This is a genomic window from Pseudomonas sp. ITEM 17296 (genome assembly GCF_028895205.1).
In the GTDB taxonomy this organism is placed as follows: domain Bacteria; phylum Pseudomonadota; class Gammaproteobacteria; order Pseudomonadales; family Pseudomonadaceae; genus Aquipseudomonas; species Aquipseudomonas kermanshahensis.
On record NZ_WJRS01000006.1, the window covers coordinates 271,567 to 292,091 of the forward strand.

At 63.5% G+C, this 20,525-nt stretch carries 15 protein-coding genes; 4 read left to right on the plus strand and 11 right to left on the minus strand.

Features of this window, described 5'->3' with window-relative positions; translation table 11 throughout:
- Positions 1-336 precede the first annotated feature (336 nt).
- On the minus strand, positions 337-1,470 hold the full coding sequence (locus GIB19_RS10140; RefSeq protein WP_274885383.1) for a glycerate kinase: 1,134 nt from the start codon (positions 1,468-1,470) through the stop codon (positions 337-339).
- 114 nt (positions 1,471-1,584) lie between these two features.
- A complete protein-coding gene (locus GIB19_RS10145; protein WP_274885384.1) occupies positions 1,585-2,682 on the minus strand; it encodes a sugar diacid recognition domain-containing protein in 1,098 nt (365 codons plus the stop codon).
- A 162-nt stretch (positions 2,683-2,844) separates the two neighbouring features.
- Between GIB19_RS10145 and GIB19_RS10150 the strand changes: the two genes are divergently transcribed.
- The 3 genes from GIB19_RS10150 (at position 2,845) to GIB19_RS10160 (ending at position 7,863) form a co-directional block, all read left to right on the plus strand.
- A complete protein-coding gene (locus GIB19_RS10150; RefSeq protein ID WP_274885385.1) occupies positions 2,845-4,173 on the plus strand; it encodes an MFS transporter in 1,329 nt (442 codons plus the stop codon).
- A 190-nt stretch (positions 4,174-4,363) separates the two neighbouring features.
- Positions 4,364-5,884 (plus strand): FAD-dependent oxidoreductase, encoded by a 1,521-nt coding sequence (locus GIB19_RS10155; RefSeq protein WP_274885386.1) that lies wholly within the window; start codon positions 4,364-4,366, stop codon positions 5,882-5,884.
- Positions 5,885-5,949: 65 nt separating this feature from the next.
- A complete protein-coding gene (locus GIB19_RS10160; RefSeq protein WP_274885387.1) occupies positions 5,950-7,863 on the plus strand; it encodes a sigma-54-dependent Fis family transcriptional regulator in 1,914 nt (637 codons plus the stop codon).
- 115 nt (positions 7,864-7,978) lie between these two features.
- Here the strand turns inward: GIB19_RS10160 and aldA are convergent, their stop codons facing one another.
- A complete protein-coding gene (gene aldA, locus GIB19_RS10165) occupies positions 7,979-9,412 on the minus strand; it encodes an aldehyde dehydrogenase (protein WP_274885388.1) in 1,434 nt (477 codons plus the stop codon).
- 7 nt (positions 9,413-9,419) lie between these two features.
- Positions 9,420-11,600 carry a PQQ-dependent dehydrogenase, methanol/ethanol family gene (locus GIB19_RS10170; RefSeq protein WP_274885389.1) on the minus strand — a complete coding sequence of 727 codons (2,181 nt, stop codon included), beginning with the start codon at positions 11,598-11,600 and terminating at the stop codon, positions 9,420-9,422.
- A gap of 276 nt (positions 11,601-11,876) precedes the next feature.
- Between GIB19_RS10170 and GIB19_RS10175 the strand changes: the two genes are divergently transcribed.
- On the plus strand, positions 11,877-12,887 hold the full coding sequence (locus GIB19_RS10175; RefSeq protein WP_274885390.1) for an aldo/keto reductase: 1,011 nt from the start codon (positions 11,877-11,879) through the stop codon (positions 12,885-12,887).
- A gap of 213 nt (positions 12,888-13,100) precedes the next feature.
- On the opposite strand, the gene GIB19_RS10180 is transcribed toward GIB19_RS10175, so the two are convergent.
- The 7 genes from GIB19_RS10180 to benC all read right to left on the minus strand — a co-directional run bounded on the left by GIB19_RS10180 (position 13,101) and on the right by benC (position 20,486).
- A complete protein-coding gene (locus GIB19_RS10180; RefSeq protein ID WP_027595420.1) occupies positions 13,101-13,313 on the minus strand; it encodes a cold-shock protein in 213 nt (70 codons plus the stop codon).
- A 204-nt stretch (positions 13,314-13,517) separates the two neighbouring features.
- Positions 13,518-14,597, minus strand: a complete 1,080-nt coding sequence (locus tag GIB19_RS10185) for a metal-dependent hydrolase (protein WP_274885391.1) — start codon at positions 14,595-14,597, stop codon at positions 13,518-13,520.
- A gap of 95 nt (positions 14,598-14,692) precedes the next feature.
- Positions 14,693-15,943 (minus strand): OprD family porin, encoded by a 1,251-nt coding sequence (locus tag GIB19_RS10190; RefSeq protein WP_274885392.1) that lies wholly within the window; start codon positions 15,941-15,943, stop codon positions 14,693-14,695.
- 54 nt (positions 15,944-15,997) lie between these two features.
- Entirely contained in the window at positions 15,998-17,197 is a 1,200-nt protein-coding gene (locus tag GIB19_RS10195; protein WP_274885393.1) for a benzoate/H(+) symporter BenE family transporter, read from the minus strand.
- Complete coding sequence (locus tag GIB19_RS10200) at positions 17,197-18,525, minus strand: MFS transporter (RefSeq protein WP_274885395.1); 1,329 nt, start codon at positions 18,523-18,525, stop codon at positions 17,197-17,199. The genes GIB19_RS10195 and GIB19_RS10200 overlap by 1 nt, the downstream gene beginning before the upstream one ends.
- A 55-nt stretch (positions 18,526-18,580) precedes the next feature.
- The gene (locus GIB19_RS10205) at positions 18,581-19,342 is read right to left on the minus strand and encodes a 1,6-dihydroxycyclohexa-2,4-diene-1-carboxylate dehydrogenase (RefSeq protein ID WP_274885396.1); all 762 of its coding nucleotides are present in this window, start codon (positions 19,340-19,342) and stop codon (positions 18,581-18,583) included.
- Positions 19,343-19,475: 133 nt separating this feature from the next.
- Entirely contained in the window at positions 19,476-20,486 is a 1,011-nt protein-coding gene (benC, locus tag GIB19_RS10210) for a benzoate 1,2-dioxygenase electron transfer component BenC (protein WP_027595426.1), read from the minus strand.
- Positions 20,487-20,525: the final 39 nt, after the last annotated feature.

The window sequence follows — 20,525 nt, forward strand, 5'->3', positions numbered from 1 at the left end:
CCATGAACTAACATCGACTCGCCCTCTCGAATAAACAGTGCAGAGAATTGGCGAGCGACGGGGGTTAAGTAAAATACTTAATAGTAAGTAGCGGTGAGAGTCGGACGGTATTACTGGGCCGAAATAGAGCCTTTTGCGTGTGTTGCATGTAGCGCTTTTCTGATCAAAATCAGCGATTCGGCCTTTGTTTATGGCGAGATATCAAACAAAGATAATTTCCATATTTGCCAAGTCTCATAACTTCGGCATGGACGTGTAGGCGCGGCCTTAGGGCGCGAAAGGGCTGCAAAGCAGCCCCCACACTAGTTGCACTTACACGGAAATCTCTAACCGCGCTTACACCGCGCAGCGCCACAGCCGGGCGATATCACCGGCGCGCGCCTGCAGCAGCTCGCGGGCGTTGGCGCACGCCTGCTCCAGGCTCATCGGCCCGCTGGCCAACGCAAAGGCCGCGTCGATGCCGTGGCCATACAACTGTTGATACCCCTCCCCCAGCGTGCCCGCCAGCACCACCACCGGTACACCATGGCGCTTGGCGACCCGTGCCACGCCCATTGGCGTCTTGCCACGTAGGGTCTGGGCATCGAAACGCCCCTCGCCGGTCAGCACCAGGTCGGCGCCTTGTACCAGCGCGTCCAGGCCAGCGAGCTCTGCTACCACCTCGACGCCAGGGCGGAACTGCGCGCCCATGAACGCCTTGGCGGCAAAGCCCATGCCGCCTGCAGCGCCGCAGCCCGGGAAGTCACGCACGTCCTCGCCCAGCAATTGCGCGCAGTGATCCGCAAAGTGCCCCAGTGCCTGGTCCAGTGCTTGTACTTGCTGCGGGTTTGCCCCTTTCTGCGGGCCGAAGATCGCCGAAGCGCCATTGGCACCGCAGAGTGGGTTGTCGACGTCGGCAGCAACCTCGACCTGGACCTCGGCCAGCCGAGGGTCGAGGTCGCTGGCATCGATACGTGCCAGCTTTGCCAGGGCCAGCCCCCCTTCTTCCAGTGCTTGCCCCTCGGCATCCAGCAGCCGCAGCCCCAGGGCGCGCAGCATGCCACTGCCGCCGTCATTGGTCGCGCTGCCGCCAATGGCCAAGACAATGCGGCGGGCACCCGCAGCCAAGGCGGCGGCGATCAGTTCGCCCGTACCCCAGGTGCTGCTGCGGCAGGCATCACGCTGCTGGGTGGGCACCAATTGCAGGCCACTGGCCTGGGCCATTTCGATGATCGCCGTGCGGCTCTGCGGCAGCCAACCCCAGCCGGCCTCGACGCTGTGCCCCAACGGCCCACGTACAGCCAGGCGGCGTAATTCGCCCTGGCTGGCGGCCAAGATGGCGTCCATGGTGCCTTCACCGCCGTCGGCCATGGGGCATTCGACCAGCTCGGCATCCGGCCACACCTCGGCCAGGCCAGTGGCAATGGCGCGGGCGACACCGGCAGCATCGAGGCTGTCCTTGAACGAGTCGGGGGCGATGACGATCTTCATGGGGATTCTCCTGTCCAGATGAGCGGCATGCTGACAGTTGCCTGGCAAGGTGGCCTCGGTCAAATGCACAAGACGGCGGAGGCGTTGTTTGGGCAAATGCCTTCGGCCAGCGCTTCACTCAGCTCGCAACAACTGCAACCCCAGGTACAGGCTGAGCATCCCCTCCATCCTCAAGGGGTCGACCTCGCCCAGCTCGGCGATCCGCTCCAGCCGGTAGCGCAGGCTGTTGCGGTGAATGCCCAAGGCGTCGGCACAAGCCTGGCTCTGGCCATCATGGGCACACCAGGCGCGCAAGGTCGCAATCAGCTGACCACTGGCGTCCTTGGCGCGGATGCGTTGCAGCGGTTGCAACAGCTCATCCAGCGCATCGTCATTGCGATGCCGCCACAGCAAGGCCGGTAGCCGGTACCGCTCAAGGCTGAGCAGGCGCTCGGCCGGCAGCACCTCTTGCCCATAAGCCAGCAGGTCGCGCACCCGGCGATAACCACGGCGCAGTTGGTCCAGGCTTTGCGCCACGCACCCCAGGGCCAAGCGCTCAACCTCCCAGCCGTGACGCTCGAGGCGCTCCAGCAACCGCGCTTCGTCCAGCACCAGACCCGCCGGGCGACACCACAGTAGCGATTGCCGTGCGGGGCTGACGCACCAGCTGTCCGGGTAACGGCTCATCAGCCAGGACGACAGGGCTTCTGCAGGCGGCCCTGATTCCAGCTCGAACAGGCAAGGTACCCTTGGCAGTTGCGGCTTCAGGCCGAGCTGACGGGCTTCATCGAGCAGCCGAGGCGAATCGCCGCTGCCGCCTAACAGCAAGGCCAGCAGGTCGTCGCAGCGTTGCCGTCGCCATTGCTGTTCAACCTGCAGGTGGCGCTGGGCCAGGAGCATTTCAGCAGTCATGCGCACCAGTTCGCCATAGGTACGCAGCTGCTGCGGGTCGCCGGTCAAGCCCAACACCCCCATCAGCCGGCCATCGAGCATCAATGGCAGGTTCACCCCGGGCTGCACGCCTTTGAGGCACTTGGCCGCGTCCACGTCGAGCTCGACAATCCGGCCGTTGGCCAGTACCAGTTGCGCGCCTTCGTGGCGGGTGTTGATGCGCTCCGGCTCGCCACTGCCCAGGATCAACCCCTGGCTGTCCATGACATTGACGTTGCACGGCAAAATGGCCATCGCCCGATCAACGATATCCTGCGCCAGGTCATGGTCGAGTTCGAACATTCAAGGGTCCTTAGGGTGGTAGGCTTTGGTCCCGGGCACAGCGCCCCTGGTCAATCGCTGTGCAAAAGCACAAAGACAGGCACGCCGCTGTCCCCGAGACTCGTCAGGGCGAGCGCCGGAACAGGCGACGCGGTGACAACCATAACAACAGAGAACCCGATCATGGCACACAGCCCCGCCCCTGACCAAGGCACGGACACCACCCGCAATGCGCTGTACCGGCGCATCACCTTGCGGCTGATTCCGTTCATTTTCATCTGCTACCTGTTCAACTACCTGGACCGCGTCAACGTCGGCTTTGCCAAGCTGCAGATGCTCGACGCGCTTAAATTCAGCGAAACGGTATACGGCCTTGGCGCCGGTATCTTCTTCATCGGCTACGTCCTCTGCGGCCTGCCGAGCAACCTGGCGCTCAACCGCTTCGGCCCACGGCGCTGGATCGCGCTGATGATGATCGCCTGGGGCAGCCTCTCGACCTGCCTGCTGTTCGTCACCACCCCCACCGAGTTCTACGCCCTGCGCCTGCTCACCGGCGCGGCTGAAGCCGGCTTCTTCCCTGGCGTGGTGCTGTACCTCTCGCGCTGGTTCCCGGCTGCCCGTCGCGGCGGCATCATGGCCTTGTTCATGTCGGCGATCCCGGTGTCGGGGCTGTTGGGCGGGCCGTTTTCCGGCTGGATCCTCGAACATTTCGCCGCCGGCCAGCATGGCCTTGCCGGCTGGCAATGGCTGTTCCTGATCCAGGGCCTGCCCACCGTCGTGCTGGGTTGCCTGGCAATCCGCCTGCTCAGCGACGGCTACCAGAAAGCCGCCTGGCTGAGCCCGGCCGAACGCCAACTGATCGAAGCCGACCTGAAGGCCGATGCCGCGAGTAAACCCGCCACCACCGGTGACGGCGTGCTCGCGGTGTTGACCAACCCGTTGATCTGGACGTTCGGCTTCGTCTACTTCTGCATCCAGAGCGGTGTGTACGCGATCAACTTCTGGCTGCCGTCGATCATCAAGAACATGGGCTTCGACAACCCCTTGTTGATTGGCTGGCTGAGCGCCATTCCGTACCTGCTGGCGGGTGTGTTCATGATCGTCTGCGGGCGTTCGGCAGACCGGCGCAACGAACGTCGCTGGCACTTGGTGGTGCCGATGTTGATGGGCGCCATTGGCCTGTTGATTGCGGTCAACTTCGCCGGCAACCCGACCATCGCCATCCTTGGCCTGTCGATCGCCACCATGGGCGCCCTCACCGGCCTGCCGATGTTCTGGCCAATGCCTACCGCCCTGCTCAGCGCAGGTGCGGCCGTGGCCGGCCTTGCGCTGATCAACTCGGTGGGCCAGATGGCCGGCTTCCTCAGCCCGTACCTGGTGGGTTTCATCAAGGACCAGACCGGCTCGACCGATGCTGCGCTGTATTCGCTGGCGGCATTGATCGTGGTCGGTAGCCTGGTGGCGCTGCGGGTAACGCGCGCAGGGGCGTTGGCCACAGCCAAGGCCAACTAGAACGCCTGTGTAGGAGCAGCCTTGTGCTGCGAAGAGGCCGGTGATAGCAGCGAACACTTGCTGTGTGATCACCGGCCTCTTCGCAGCACAAGGCTGCTCCTACAGGGCAATGCCCCCGATCGTCGGCTCGGGTCAGCAACTCATCACCACAGGCGTCAAATGGTTCCAAAGGCCCCTTTGGAGAACCCCCATGACCCAGCACGCCGTGGCCCGCCTCGATCAGCTCGACCCCAACCGCCCCCTGCGTGTGCAGGCCGGCAGTGAAGAACTCATCCTGATCCGCCAGGGCGACCTGGTGCATGCCTACCAGGCCAACTGCCCGCACGCTGGCGCCCCGCTCGAAGAAGGCGTGATCTGCTCGGGGCTGCTGGTCTGCCCATGGCACAAGGCGGCGTTTGCCGTGGACGAAGGTGCGGTGTGCGAACCGCCGGCACTGGCCGACCTGCGCCGCTACCGTGCGTGGGTCAAAGGTGATGAGGTGTGGGTGGATGACCAACCCCTGGCCAAGGCCGAGCCCCCGCGGCACAGCGATGCCCGTTGTTTCGTGGTAGTCGGTGCCGGCGCCGCCGGCAGTGCCGCCGTCGCTACCTTGCTGCGGCACGGTTTCGCCGGCCGCCTGGTCTGGCTCGACCAGCAACACCAGCCGGCCTACGACCGGACCGCGCTCAGTAAATTCGTCATTGCTGGGCAAATGCCACCTGATGAGGTCCCTGCCTTGCTCGAAGCGGATGACTTGCGCAAAGGCCACCTGATCCGTCAGCACGGCAAGGTCCGCGCACTCAACAGCGAGAAACGCCAGATCATCCTTGCCGACGGGCAGCACATCGACTATGACGCTTGCCTACTGGCAACGGGCGGTAAAGCGCAACGTCCAGCGCTCCCCGGGGCAGACCTGCCGGGTGTATTCACCCTGCGCTCACGTGAGGACGCCGCGCTGTTGCTCGACGCCGCAGAACCCGGGCAGCCGGTGGTGATCGTCGGCGACGGTTTCATCGGCCTGGAGGCCGCCGCTGCACTGCGCAAGTACGGCCTGCAGGTGCACCTGGTCACCCGCCATGAGGTGCCGTTGGCCAAACAATTGGGTGAACGTATCGGGCGCAGCATTCGCGAACTGCACGAACGCAAAGGCGTGGTCTTTCACGGCCCCACCGAAGTCGAACGTTTCGAAGGCCAGGCTAAGGTGGAGGCCGTGTTGCTGGCCAACGGTGAACGGCTGCAGACGCCATTGGTTTTGCTGGGCACCGGGGTCAAACCTGCCACGGCCTATGTGCAAGGGGTGGTGCTGGCCGACGATAAATCGCTGCCGGTCAATGCCGAAATGCGTGCGGCACCCGGGCTGTGGGCCGCCGGAGATATCGCCACCTTCCCCCTGGCTGGCCGGCCCGTGCGCATCGAACACTGGCGCCTGGCCCAGCAACACGGCGTGATCGCTGCGGCCAACATGCTCGGCGAGCAGCGCCGCTACGAAGATGTGCCGTTCTTCTGGACCTACCAGCATGGGCGCACCTACGAAGTCCTGGGGCATGCACGGGACTGGAACCGCATCGAGTACGTCGGCCAGCCAGAGCAAGGCGACTTCGTCGCGCTGCAATGCGTGGATGAGCAAGTCGAGGCCGTCATCGCCAAGGGCTACTCGGATGCCATGGCGCAACTGTCGCAGCGGATGAAGCGGCCGTTGCGGCTGGACGAGGCGCTGAAGCTGATTGGCTGACTTTTCAGGGAAAAAATCAGCTATGGTTTCCCCACCTCTAATAACAAGCATTTCGTGGAGCGCCCATGGCCGCGCACACCCCTTCACCCCGCGCCAGTGAACTGGCCGCCTTCGTCGACTGCCACTTCGCCGAGCGCGGCCTGACGCCAGAACCGGTGATTGCCGAATCCTGGTACCGCAGCATCACCCAGCACCGCCTGGACCCTGAACTGCGCCACGTCGACAACATCCTCAGCGCTGCCGAAATCCGCCAGCACCAGGCCCAACACGAGGCCTACCTGAGCATCGCCAGCCAAGGCGTAAGTGGCCTGGCAAGGCGTGTGGTGGATGCCGGTTTCGTCGTGCTGCTCAGCGACGCCGACGGCATCACCCTTGATGCCCGCCTGCCAGCCGACCACCAGCGTTACACCCGCTCCGGGTTGATCGTCGGCGCGCGCTGGGACGAGTCGATCGCCGGTACCAACGGCATCGGCACTGCACTGGCCTCGCAGCAAGCGCTGACCATCCACCGTCAGGAACACTTCCTGGCAACCAACGCCCGGCTCAGTTGCTCGGTCGCGCCGATCTTCGATGCCCACAACCAACTGCTCGGCTGCCTCAACGCGACCTGCCTCTTTAACGACGGCCCCAAGCAGGCCCAGCACCTGACCTTGCAGTTGGTGACCCTGTACGCCCGGCTGATCGAGAACAGCCATTTCCGCCAGCGCTACCGCGACTGCCTGACCTTGGCCATCAAGCCGCGTGACGATTTCTCCGACCTTGCCGCCGAGCAACTGCTGGCCCTGGATGAAGGCGGCCGGGTGATCGGCGCCAATCGGGCGGCCTTCCTGGCGCATGCCGGCACGCTGTTGGGCGTGGCGATCGAGCAACTGCTGCCCGCCAACATTGACCAATTGCTCGACCTTACGCGCGGCGGTGCCCGTGGCACTCAGTTGCACGGGCATGTGCAAGCGCATCTGCTGGACGTCGGCCTGCGCATACCGGCCGGTTACCGCCAATCCACGCCGTCGCGGCCCCTGCCGGCGCGTGCGGCGTACCCCACGCTTGAGCAATTGGCAGGCGAGGATGCACAGTTGCAACAGGGGGTGAAACGCCTGCGCAAGGTGCTCGACAAGGACATCGCCATTTTGCTGAACGGCGAAACCGGTACCGGCAAGGAGGCCTTCGCCCGTGCCTTGCACCAGGCTAGCCAGCGCCACGCCAAACCCTTCGTCGCGCTCAACTGTGCGGCGATACCCGAGTCGCTGATCGAAAGCGAACTGTTCGGCTACCGCGCTGGCAGCTTTACAGGTGCCAATCGCAAGGGCATGAAAGGCAAGCTGGAGCAGGCCAATGGCGGCACGTTGTTCCTGGATGAGATCGGCGACATGCCAACGCACCTGCAAACGCGCCTGCTGCGGGTGCTTGCCGAACGCGAACTGGTACCACTGGGCGCAGAGGCGCCGGTGACGCTGGATATTCAGGTGATTTCGGCAACGCACCAGGACCTGCAAGCCATGATCGGCGATAAAGGCTTTCGCGAAGACCTTTACTATCGGCTATGCGGCATGCGCATGACGTTGCCAGCATTGCGTGAGCGCAGTGACCGACGTGAATTGATCGAGCGGTTGTTGGCGGGGTTGCCGGGAGGGGCTGGTTTGCGTTTGAGCGATGAGGCCCGGCGTTGCTTGCTGGGGTATGCCTGGCCGGGGAACGTGCGGCAGTTGCTCAATACGTTGCGCCAGGCGGTAGCGCTGGCGGAAGGTGGGGTCATTGAGCTGGCAGATTTGCCGGAGGAGCTACTGGACCGTGCAGTGCCTGCCAGGCCAAAAGTGCTTGAACAGCAGGTTGAAGATGCCGAGGCGCGGCACTTGCTGGAGGTTTTGAAGCGAGAGCGCTGGAACATGAGCCTGGCGGCAGAGGCTGCGGGGATTTCGCGGTCGACGTTGTATCGGAAAATGAAGCGGTACGGGATCGTTCAGCCGAACCAGTTGGGGTGACTGTACCGGCCTCTTCGCGGGCAAGCCCGCTCCCACAGGAAAGTCCACAGGCTTGAAAACTGTGGTGTACCTGTGGGAGCGGGCTTGCCCGCGAAGAGGCCAGAAAAGCCAACCCTTATCCCTGGATGTACACCACCTGCGTACGCGTGTACTCATACAACCCGTGCTTGCCATCCGCCCCGCCGATCCCGGACTTGCGTGCCCCGGCATGGAAGCCCTGCATGGCCTCGAAGTTCTCGCGGTTGATGTAGGTCTCGCCAAAATCGATCTCGCGGCTAGCCTTCAACGCCGCGTTGAGGTCGCGGGTGTACAGCGAAGACGTCAGCCCGTACTCGCTGTCATTGGCCAAGGCAATCGCCTCGTCCAGGTCATCGACCACCTGAATCGGCAGCACCGGCCCAAAAATTTCCTTGCGCATGATCTCCATGTCGGCGGCGCAGCCCGCGAGCACGGTCGGCTGGTAATGGAACCCGGCCCCCAGGTCCGCTACCTGCCCGCCGGTCACCAACTGGGCGCCCTGCCCGACCGCCGTGCGCACCATCTGCGCTACCTTGTCGAGCCCGGCCTGGTTGATCAGTGGCCCCATGTCCAGGTCGGCCTGGCGCGACGGGTCACCGTAACGGGTCGCGGCCATGGCCTGGGCCACCTTGTCGACGAAGGCGTCGGCTACCTTGCGCGCCACATACACCCGCTCGGCGCAGTTGCACACTTGGCCAGTATTGATCACCCGCGAGGCAACAATGGCTTTCGTCGCCAAGTCCAGGTCAGCGTCCGCCAGCACGATCGCCGGGGCCTTGCCGCCCAGTTCAAGGTTGAGCTTGGTGATGTTCGGCGCTGCCGCCGCCATGATCCGGGCCCCCGTGGCGACGCTGCCGGTAAAGCTGACCAGGTCGATACCGGCATGGCTCGACAGCCCATGGCCGACGCTGGCCCCCTTGCCACCGACCACGTTGAACACCCCCGTTGGCAGGTCGGTCTCGGCCACCAGCTTGGCGAATTCATAGCAGTTGATGGGCGTTTCTTCACTGGGTTTGATCACGATGGTATTGCCCGTGAGCAGCGCCGGCGCCATCTTGCGGGCGATGAGGAAGAACGGGAAGTTCCAGGGCAGTATCCCAGCCACCACACCCAGCGGCTTGCGTATCAGGAAAATGTGCTCGTTGGCACGGTCGCTGGTCAGCACCTCGCCTTCAAGGCGCCGCGCCCATTCCGCCATGTAGTCGAGGTAGTCGGCGGTGAAGTTCACCTCGACCTGCGCCAGCCCCGGCACCTTGCCGCCTTCCTGGGTGATGATGCGCGCTAGTCGGTCGGCATTGGCACGCACCTTGCCGGCGATCTGACGCAGGTAGCCGGCGCGTTCGATGGCAGGTTTCGCTGCCCAGCCTTTTTGCGCGTTGCGTGCCGCAGCAATGGCCCGCTCCACCTGATCGACCGGCGACTCCGGCACACGCCCCAGTAACTGCGCGTTGGCCGGGTTGTACACCTCGATCAGCCCCTCGCTGGGTACGAAGGCGTTGTCGATGTAGTTCTGGTAGATCGCTTCAGTCATGGTCATCTCACTCCTGTGACGGGTTGTCGGCCAGTGACGGCTGGGCAGCCGGCTTGGCGCTGAATTGCTGCCAGGCGTTGCCTTCGCTTTTCAGGTCATGGGCACGCTTGATGAGGTACTGGTGCACCTGCTCGACCTGCTCGGGCTTGAGGTTGTCGGCAAACGACGGCATGCCATCCGGCACGCGGCCGCCATAGAGGATGCCGAGGAACATCTGGTGTTTATCAGCACTGAGTTTGCGCAAATCTGGCAGTACACCGCCGCTGACGGCATGGATGCCGTGGCACTGTGAGCAGTTGCCGTCGTACAGGGCCGCACCGGCGGCGACAGTCTTGGCGTCGGCGGTCAAGGGTGGGGGTTCGGGCGCATTGGCGGGCGGCGCAGGCTCACGCAATTTGGCGGTACCGCCAATCTTGTAGGTCAGCACTTGCGAGAACGGCTGTACCCCGGCACGTAACGACAACGCCCCGGCAAACGTCGAGAAGGCCCCGCCCCAGCCGGCCATGAAGGTGACGTACTGCTCGCCATCGACCGAATAGGTGATCGGCGCTGCCATGACGCCACTGGCGGCGGGTGATTCCCACAGCTTCTTGCCGGTGTCGGCGGCATAGGCGATCACACGGCCATCGGCGCTGCCCTCGAACACCAGGTTGCCGGCGGTGCTCAGGGTGCCGCCGTTGAAGATGGTGATGTAGGGCACCTCCCAGGCCGGCGCCTGTTTCACCGGGTCCCAGGCGATCAGCTTGCCGGACCAGGTCTTGGCCATTTCCAGCAGGCCATCGGCACCCTCGGGCATCATGCCGGTGCGTAACCCCAGCTGGTACACGCTTTTGAACGGGTTGCGCTTGGGCGCCTCGGGGATGTGCTCGTAATAGGCCGACATGATATGCGCCGGGATGTACACCAGGCCGGTGTTGGGGTTGTACGACATTGGGTGCCAGTCATGCGCGCCCCAGAATGCCGGCGTCACCAGCTTGCGCTTGCCGTCCTTCCAGTAGGCCGCTGCCTCGTCGTCGAGAATCGGCCGCCCGGTTTTTATGTCGATGCCCTTGGCCCAGTTCACCGGCACGATATTCTTCGCGGACAGCAACTCGCCGGTGGCCCGATCGAGCACATAGAAGAAGCCATTCTTGGGCGCCTGCATCAGCACTTTGCGTTGTTTGCCGTTGATCGGCAGCTCGGCGAGGATCATGTGCTGGGTGGCGGTGAAGTCCCAGGCATCACCGGGGGTGGTCTGGTAGTGCCAGGCGTATTCGCCGGTATCGGCATTGACGGCGACAATCGACGACAGGAACAGGTTGTCGCCTTTGGCCTGGCTACGCCATTTAGGGTCCCACATCGAGCCGTTGCCAACGCCGATGTACAACAGGTTCAGCTCAGGGTCGTAGGCGAATGAATCCCAGGCCGTGCCGCCGCCGCCCCACTCGACGAAGGCATCGCCGTGCCAGGTCTTGCTGGCAATCTCCATGGCCTTGTCTTCAGGCGGCAGCTTGGGGTCACCCGGCACGGTGAAGAAGCGCCAGGCCTGCTTGCCGGTTTCGGCGTCATAGGCGGTCACATAGCCGCGCACACCAAATTCCGCCCCACCATTGCCAATGATGACCTTGCCGTTGACCACCCGCGGCGCACCGGTGATGGTGTAGCTGCGCTTATGGTCGTCGCGGGTGTCCACCGACCACACGCGCTGGCCGGTCTTGGCATCGATCGCCTCCAGGCGACCGTCCAGCACGCCGACGTAGACCTTGCCCTGCCACACGGCCACGCCGCGGTTTACCGCATCACAGCACGCCTCACCGGCGCGATTGCGGTCTGACTGCGGGTCGTATTTCCACAGCAGCTTGCCGTTGCGGGCATCCAAGGCATACACCACGGAAAACGGCCCCGTGGTGTACATCACCCCATCGACCACGATAGGCGTGGCTTCTACACCCCGGTCCAGGTCGAGCTTATAGCTCCAAGCCAGGCCCAATTGATTGACGTTGTCCTGGTTGATGGCCTTGAGCGGGCTGAAGCGTTGTTCATCGTAGGTACGGCCGTGGCTCATCCAGTTGCCAGGTTCCTGGTCGGCCTGGATGATCCGCTTACCATCCACTTCTGCAGCAAAAGCGGTTGCGCAGCACGCCAAGGCAAGGGCCAGGCAGCCCAAGGCGTGCGGAAGGGGCCGGCGGTGCGGGCCTGTTCGGTTCATGGTCGGTTCTCCGTTCTTGTTATGGCGACACCGCATCAGGCGTCGATAACAGACAGAGCAACGGCTGTGCCAGCATCAGCCAGCACCCTCGAAACAGGCATTACAGAGCGGTTGCTAGCCAAACGGTCGGGCAATGGCTGAGGCCTGCACATGCAGCAGCCATGGCACAGCTGATGCAGGCATGGCACAGGTGTGTCAGCCACTGTGGCGGGCTTTCAATGGCGTGCGGTTGTGTGTAAAACAGGCAGACAAGCCCACTGCAAAGGACTCAACCGCATGATCTACCGTCCCCTTGGCCAGAGTGGCCTGCAGGTTTCCGCCCTTACCCTGGGCAGCATGATGTTCGGCGAGCAGACCAGCACCGAGGACTCACTGCGGATCATCGAAAAAGCCTGGGACCAGGGCATCAACTTCATCGACACCGCCGATGTCTACAACAGCGGGCGTTCGGAAGAAATCGTCGGTGAAGCCGTGGCGCGCCATCGCCAGGACTGGATAGTGGCGTCCAAGGTCGGCTTTGGCCCGGCCGACGGCCTGCCCAACCGCAGCGGGCTGTCGCGCAAGCACATCTTCAATGCCATCGACGCGACGCTCACGCGCATGGACCTGGACTACCTCGACGTTTACTACCTGCACCGCGAAGACCACAAGGTACCGCTGGAAGAAACCGTGCAAGCCATCGGCGACCTGCTGCGCCAAGGCAAGATCCGCTATTGGGGCGTGTCCAACTTCCGCGGCTGGCGCATTGCCGAGCTGTGCCACCTGGCCGAGCGACTGGGCGTGGCCAAACCGGTGGTGAGCCAGCCTCTGTACAACATCGTCAACCGCCAGGCAGAGTCCGAACAGCTGACCGCTGCGGCTTACCATGGCCTGGGCGTGGTGCCGTTCAGCCCCTTGGCCCGCGGTGTGCTCAGCGGCAAGTACGCACCCGGCTCGGTGCCAGATGCCAGCAGCCGTGCCGGGCGCCAGGACAAGCGGATCATGGAAGTGGAATGGCGCCAGGAATCATTGGCCATCGCCCGCCAGATCCAGGCGTATGTCGAAGCCAAGGGCGTGGGCATCGTCGAGTTCGCGATTGCCTGGGTACTTAATAACCAATTGGTGAGTTCGGCCATTGTCGGGCCGCGCACCGAAGCACAATGGGACACCTATGCCGGCGCACTGGACGTGAAGATCACGGCGGAGGATGAAGCGTTCATCGATTCGCTGGTAACGCCGGGCCATGCCTCGACGCCAGGGTTCAATGACGTGGCGCACTACGTGAGTGGGCGACTGGCGCGCAGTTGATGGCAGCCGTTTGATTGAAGCCAAGGGGCCGCAAAGCCGCTTGGCGGCTCTACCGCGCTGCGGCAGATACAAAAAAAGCTCCCTATCTTTCGATACGGAGCTTTTCTTTACACGCCACACAATTGCCAGGCTTCACGCCGTTCGATCAAGCACCCAGGTCAACCCGCAAGGTTGCAAGCACCTGTTCGAACGCCGAGCCGGCGGGTGCGTGTCTTACTCAGGTCGCACTTGGGCGGCCTGCATGCCTTTTTGCCCTTTTTCGGCAACAAAGCTAACAGTCTGGCCTTCTTTCAGCGACTTGAAGCCGTCCGATTCAATGGCTTTGAAATGAACGAAGAGGTCGTCGCCACCACCCGCTGGGGTAATGAAGCCGAACCCTTTTTCATCGTTGAACCATTTAACTGTACCGGTTTGTCTGTTGGACATGCTCTGAGCCCTCGATGGCTTATTTGATGCGTTTTACGTGAAATTACAACGAGGGCCTTATCAAACAACCAGCCCCTGCAGTGGCATATTGAGCGCTTTGGCGACGATAAGCTACTAAGAATTCCACCAAGCCGCAAAATAGCTGTGCCCTGTACCCGATTTCCCCCGCAAAATGGGGGCTGCGGCGGTAAACAGAATCTTCGTTTAATCGCCCCTGGGCGGTACTGCAGCCGGCCCCAGGTAGCGCGAAGTCCACTCAGCCAGTGGCAATGGGGGTTGCTGATCGACGATACGCCGCCAGATCAAGCCCAGGTCATGCCCGTTGAACATCGATGCCACCCCTGCCCCTCGCCACGCCGTGGGCGTGTCGGCAATCCAGTGCCCCTGGCTGTCACGGTGGGCCATGTTGAAGCGGAAGGTGTAGTTGCCGGGGATGCCCATGCGCAGGTCGGTCACCACCAGCGCCCCGTCGATTTCGTCATAGCGCAACCAGTCATCGGTGAACCAGCGCAGGCGCTGATGCAGTGGCGCACCGGCAAGCGCAGCGGCCAGCTCAAGGTTGCGTGGCAGGCGTTGCATTTCTGGCGGTTGCTGGTCGAACCCGCTGCTGACGCCTTCGTAGTAGTCGCCGTCCGGCGTCTTGGCCAGCACGCGCCAGATCAGGCTGTTGAAGGCAATCGGCACGGCACGTACGTCGCTGACCGTGATGCCCTGCTGGTCCAACGCGGCCTGAAAGCGTTGCTCCGCCTGCATGCGCCCAGCCAGGCCAAAGCCGAGGTAGGCCGTACTGAAAACCAGTGCCAGGGTCAGCAGCCGCACGGCAGTGCCCGTCACGCCCTTGGTGAGGGTGTAGATCACTGCCGCCAGCAGCGGCACGGTGTAGACAGGGTCGATGATGAACACCGCAGCCCAGCTTTGCGGGGTCAGCGCCAACGGCCAGAACAGTTGCGTGCCATACACGGTAAAGGCGTCCAGCACCGGGTGCGTGACCAGCACCAGCCAGAACGCGAGGAACAGGCGCGGCACGGTATAGCCTTTGCCTGGCCAGCACCGGTTGACGCACCAGGCCAGCAGCAGCGCCAGCCCGGTCAGGACGAAAAGGGAATGGGAGAACCCCCGGTGGTAGGTCATCTGAGACACCGGGTCGGCGTAGCGGATGACCACGTCCAGGTCGGGCAGTGTGGCCAGCGCTGCGCCGTACAGCAGCGCTCGGCGGCCCTGGATGCGACCGAGCACAGTGCCCTCTAGTGCGGCGCCGAGTACGGCTTGGGTCAATGAGTCCAAGGCGGGATTTCCTGAGAGGATGACGCGTGAAAGCTAACCCCCTCTACCCTCTGGGTGCAAATGCGGCTCAGTGACAAAAGATGGCAGTTGGGTTTTCACAAAAACTGCCAGGTGTACACCAGGGTCAAGCGATTCTCGTCGATATCACTGCGGTAGTTGGACCGTGCCATGGCATTTCTCACGCGAATGCCCAGGCCTTTCAACGCCCCACTCTGCACCGCATAGCCGATATCCAGGTCGCGCTCCCGGTCACGGCCCTCGTAGCCCTGCCCGGTATCGACATTGTTGCCGGTGATGTAGCGCACCGTTGCCGTCAGCCCCGGCACGCCCATGGCGGCAAAATTGTAGTCATAGCGCACCTGATAGGAACGCTCGTCAGTGTAGGCGAACTCGTAAGTTGGCACCTCATTGCCCAAGGGGGAGATGTTGGCAAATACCCGCGGGAACGGGCTGTCGCCATAAATGCCCTGATACCCGGCATGGAAGCTGTGCCCGCCATGGCGGGCGGTGAACAGCGAGAAGAATGCCTGGTTATCGATACTGCCCAGCAGGGCGTCGCCGTCCTCGCGGGCGGTGAAATAGCCAAGGTTGGCGCTCAGCACCCAGTCGCCGACAGGTTTGCTGTGTTTAAGGCCGACAAAGCCTTGCTCGTAGATATCTTCCAACTGCCCGTACCACAGGCTGACACTGCTTTGGTTCGCATTGAACGCGTAGTCGCCCCCCACATAGTTGAACGCGTCACCTTCAGCCTGACGCATTGGCACGTGGCCGAGCATGGCATTCATCTTGCCGTCGCCGCCCTCGTTGCGCAGGTGGGTTGAGGTCAGGTGCCCGGCTTGCAAGGTCAGCCCCTGCAGCTCGGTCGACAACACGCTGGCACCTTGGTAAGTCGGCGGCAGCAGGCGGATATCACTGAACGTCAGCACTGGCAGGTTGGGCTGCAGTTCGCCCACCCGCAGCTCGGTTTTCGACAGCCTGGCCTTGAACGTCGGCGCCAGGCGGCTGTATTCGTCTGCGGCGCGGCCATCGCCATGCACCGGCAACAGGCCGGTATTGACCCGGTCGGGGCTGCTGTCGAGTTTGATGCCCAGCAGGCCGAGTGCATCCACCCCGAACCCCACCGTGCCAGGCGTGTACCCCGATTTGAAGTCAAGTATGAAGCCCTGGGCCCACTCCTCGGCCTTGGACTGTTGATTGGCGCCGACAATGTCGGAGAAGTCGCGGCTGAAATAGTAATTGCGGGCACTGAGGCTGGCCTTCGAATCCTCGAAGAAGCCGCCTTCAGCAGCCAGCAGCGGTGGGCTGAGCAATGTCAGGCCAATAGCGACGCAAGGGGTGTGGTTCATTCCGAAGCTCTCTTGATCTTGTTTTTATGGAATAAAGCGCTGGGAACACAGGCATCATGGGGTGCGGCGCATTACCTCCCGCGCTTGAGGCCGCCGCAGAGCGAGCAGCGCGTGGGCCAGCAGGCCGAACAGCAGCCCCCAGAACGCCGCCGAAAGGCCAAGGAAGGACACCCCCGAAGCGGTGACCAAAAAAGTGAACAGCCCGGCATCTCGCTCAGCAGGCTCGGCGAGGCTGCGTACCAGGGCTTCGCTGATTGCCCCGTACAGGGCCAGCCCGGCAAGGGCCGCGATCAGTGCCGCCGGAAATGCCGCGAACAGCGACATCAAGGTGGCCCCAGCAACCCCAAGCAGCAGGTACAGCACACTGCCGGCGACGGCCGCGACATAGCGCCGGCGCGGGTTTTCATGGGCCTCAGGGCCTGTGCACAGGCTGGCGGTGACGGCCGCCAGGTTCAGGCCGTGGCAACCAAAAGGCGCGAGCACGGCGCCACCGATGGCGCTGGCACTGATCAGCGGGCTGGCCGGTGTGGCGTAACCGGCGTTGCGCAGCACGGCCATCCCCGGCATGAATTGCCCGGTGAGGGCCACCAGCACCATGGGCAACGCCAGGCTGAACACCGCCGCCAAGCTGAATTGCGGGGCAATCCATTGCGGCGAGGCCAGTTGCAGCACCAACGCCTCGCTGCGAAACGCCCCGCTGGCCACGGTCACGACGGCGCCCACGCACAGTACGGCGGCCACCGCATAGCGCGGCTGAAGCCTGCGCATCAGCACATAGGTGATGAACATGGCCACCACCAGCAGCGGCTGTACCGGCAAGGCGCGGAACACCTCGATGCCGAAACTGAACAAGATGCCGGCTTGCATGCCGGCGGCAATGGAGCCTGGCAGGCGCGCGATGATGCGGTCGAAGGCCCCGCTGATGCCAATCAGCAGCAGGACCAGGTTGGCCACCAGGTACGCCCCCACGGCCTGCTCCAAGCCGAGTTCAGGCAGGGCCGTGACCAACAGCGCCGAGCCTGGGATCGACCAGGCGATCACGACCGGCACTCGGTAGCGCAGGCTGAGTACAGCGCCGAGCACTCCGCTGCCCATGGAAACGGCCCAGACCCAGGAAGACAGCTGGCCATGGGACAACTGCGCGGCCTCGGCAGCGTGAAAGATGATCACCAATGGGCCGGCGTAGGAGATCATCGTCGCCAGGCAGCCGGCGACGATGGCGGACAGCGAGCTGTCCTTGATCAGGGTTTTCATTACGCTTGCGCCGCCGTGGCCAGGCCATGGCGCTTGCCACTGACCAGGTGCACGGCCATGGCCAGCGCGGCAATCGCGCCAGGGATGGCGAACGCGATGAAATTCAGTTGCAACGGCAGGTTGATGCCCATCAGCGCGCCCCCCAGCAGCGGGCCGACAATGGCGCCATTGCGGCCAATGCCCGACGCCCAGCCCAGGCCGGTGGAGCGCACCGCCAGGCCATACATCTGTGCCGCGCCGGCATACAACAGGATCTGCGTGCCGATGGTGGTGGCGCCGGCGATGAAGATCAGCAGGTACAGCACCGGCATCGGGCTGTTCACCCCCAACAGGCTGATCGACAGCGCGGCGGCAATGAAGAAACCGACCTTGACCTTGACCAGGTTGTAGCGGTCGCCCAACCAGCCCCCCAAAATCGCCCCGGCCATGCCACCGAAGTTCAGCGCCAACAGGAACGACAGGCTCGAACCCAGGCTGTAACCCGCGTTGGCCATCAGCTTCGGCAACCACGAACTGAGCGCGTAGACCATCAGCAGGCAGCAGAAGAACGCCAGCCACAGGGCGAGTGTGCGCACGGCCAGGCCGTTGCGGAACAGATCGACGACCGAGCTGCCAGCCCCCTTGCGGTCGGTTGCCTGAAGCACGTCACCAGGCTGGATGTCGCACGCGGGGTCAAGCTGTTTGAGCAGCTTGCGGGCTTCTTCGGTGCGCCCTTTACGTACCAGGAAGCCAATGGATTCTGGCAGGTAATAGAGAATCACCGGCAACAGCAGCAGCGGTACCGCCGCAGCGAAGAACATCGACTCCCAGCCGAAACGCGGCAGCATGAAAATACCGACGCCTGCCGACAGCATGCCGCCCAGCGAATAACCACTGAACATGATCGCCACCAGCGTGCTGCGCAGGCGTTTGGGGGCGTATTCGTTCATCAATGCCACGGCGTTGGGCATCAAGCCGCCGCACCCGAGGCCGGCGATAAAGCGGTAGATGCCGAACTCGCTGGGGCTGGTGGCAAAGCCGTTGAGGATGGTCGCCGTGGAAAACAAGGCGAAGCAGATGGCGATCCCCTTCTTGCGCCCAATGCGGTCGGCCAGGCTGCCGAATACCAGGGCGCCAAACATCATGCCGAACAGCGCATAACTGCCCAGGGCGCCGGCCTGCAGGGGCGTCAGGCCCCACTCTTTCATGATTACCGGCAGCACCACGCCGTAAATGAACAAGTCATAACCGTCGAAGATCAGCAGCAGGCCGCACCAGGCCATGACCATCCAGTGGAACGCGGTAAAGCGCGCATTATCGATGATCGGGTGCACGTCAAGGGTTCGCATGGCATCTGTCTCTGTTGTTTTTGTTGTGGAGGAAAACGGTTGCCGGGGGGCTGGCTCAGCCGAGGTCGCCGCCCCCTACCGGCAGCGTTACGCCGGTGATGTAGGAAGCTTCGTCGGAGGCCAGGAAGAGGATGGCGCCGACCTGCTCGTCGATGCTGCCGTAGCGGTGCATCAAGCTGCTGTCGAGGGTCTGGTCGACGATTTGCTGGTACCAGGCCTTTTCCTGCGCGCTCTGCTCGGCGGCGTTGCGCGGCACGCGCCGTGGCGGTGCCTCGGTGCCGCCAGGGGCAGTGGCATTGACACGGATACCGCGCCCGGCGGTTTCGAAAGCCAGGCAGGCGGTAAGCGCGTTGACGCCACCTTTGGCCGCGCCGTAGGGCACGCGGTTGACGCCACGGGTGGCGATGGACGAGACGTTGACAATGGCCCCTGCCCCGCGTTCGAGCATGTACGGCAACGCGGCATGGCAACACCACAAGGTGGGGAACAACGAGCGGCGCACTTCGGCCTCGATCTGTTCCACTTCGTAGTGTTCAAAAGGTTTGGCCCAAATGGTGCCGCCGACATTGTTGACCAGGATGTCGAGGCGGCCGAACGCTTCGACCGCAGCGGCCATGACGCGGGCACAATCGCTGTGCAGTTCGAGGTCGGCGGTGAGGGTCAGCATGCCCTCCCCGGCCAATTCGTGGACCAACTCGGAGCGGTCCACCACCACCACCTGCGCGCCTTCGGCCTTGAGCCGCCAGCACACGCCGCGGCCAATGCCTTGGGCGGCGCCGGTGACCAGGGCGACTTTGCCTTGAAATCTTGTGTTCATCAGTATTTCTCCATGCTGACGCGGACGCTGTGGGAGCGGGCTTGCCCCGCTAGCAGACCCCACGGTGGATGGCACGGGCTGCGCCCGTGTTCGCGGGGCAAGCCCGCTCCCACAAGGGCGGCCCCAAGGAAACTCAGGCCGCGGCGGCGAACTTCTCGTAGTAGAAGTTCGCCGGCGTAATGCCCTGCTCGCGAACGTACTGGCTGACTGCCTCGACCATCGGCGGTGGCCCGCACAGGTACACGTCCACATCGCCGTCATTGAGGTGGCGCGGTTCGATGTGCTGGGTGACATAGCCTTTCTGCGGGTACTGGCTGTCTGGGTTTGCCACGCAGGCGCTGAAGGTGAAGTTTGCAATGCGCGCCGCCAAGGCCTGCAGGCGGTCCAGTTCGACCAGGTCGAAGTCGTTGGTGACCCCGTAGATCAGGTGCACCGGGTATTCGCTGCCCTGCTCGGCGATCTTCTCCAGCATCGCGGTGAACGGTGCCAGCCCGGTGCCGCCTGCCAGCAACAGCAGTGGGCGCTGGATCGGCCGCAAGTAGAAGCTGCCCAGCGGCCCAGCCAGGCTCATGCTGTCGCCGGCCTTGGCCAGGTTGGTGAGGAAGCTGCTCATCAAGCCGCCCGGCACATTGCGGATCAGGAAGCTGACCTCGCCGTCCTTTTGCAGCGAGCTGAACGAGTAAGCGCGGCTCTGCTCGCTGCCTGGCACCTTGAGGTTGACGTATTGCCCCGGCAGGAACGCCAGCCGGCTCAGCGCCTCGCCCTTGATCGACAGGGCAATGGTGCTCGCCGACAACTGGCGCACGTCGCTGATGGCGGCTTCGAAACTGGCCTGTTCGGTCTTGCACACGTGCGAAGAGGCCGGGATGCGCACCACACAGTCGGATTCTGCCCGCATCTGGCAGGTCAGCACATAGCCTTCGGCGATTTCGTCCTCGCTCAGGGCGTCTTCGATGAAGTTGTCGCCCAAGTCGTAGCGCCCGGACTCGGCCTTGCACTTGCAGGTGCCGCAGGCGCCGTCGCGGCAGTCCAGCGGGATGTTGATGCCCTGGCGGTAGGCGGCGTCAGCCACGGTCTCATGGCCAGTGGCCTCGATGAAGCGGGTTACCCCGTCCTCGAAATTCAGTGCGATCTGGAAGCTCATGTTGCACCTCGCGGGCGAGCCTGCCCGCGGCGCGCCATG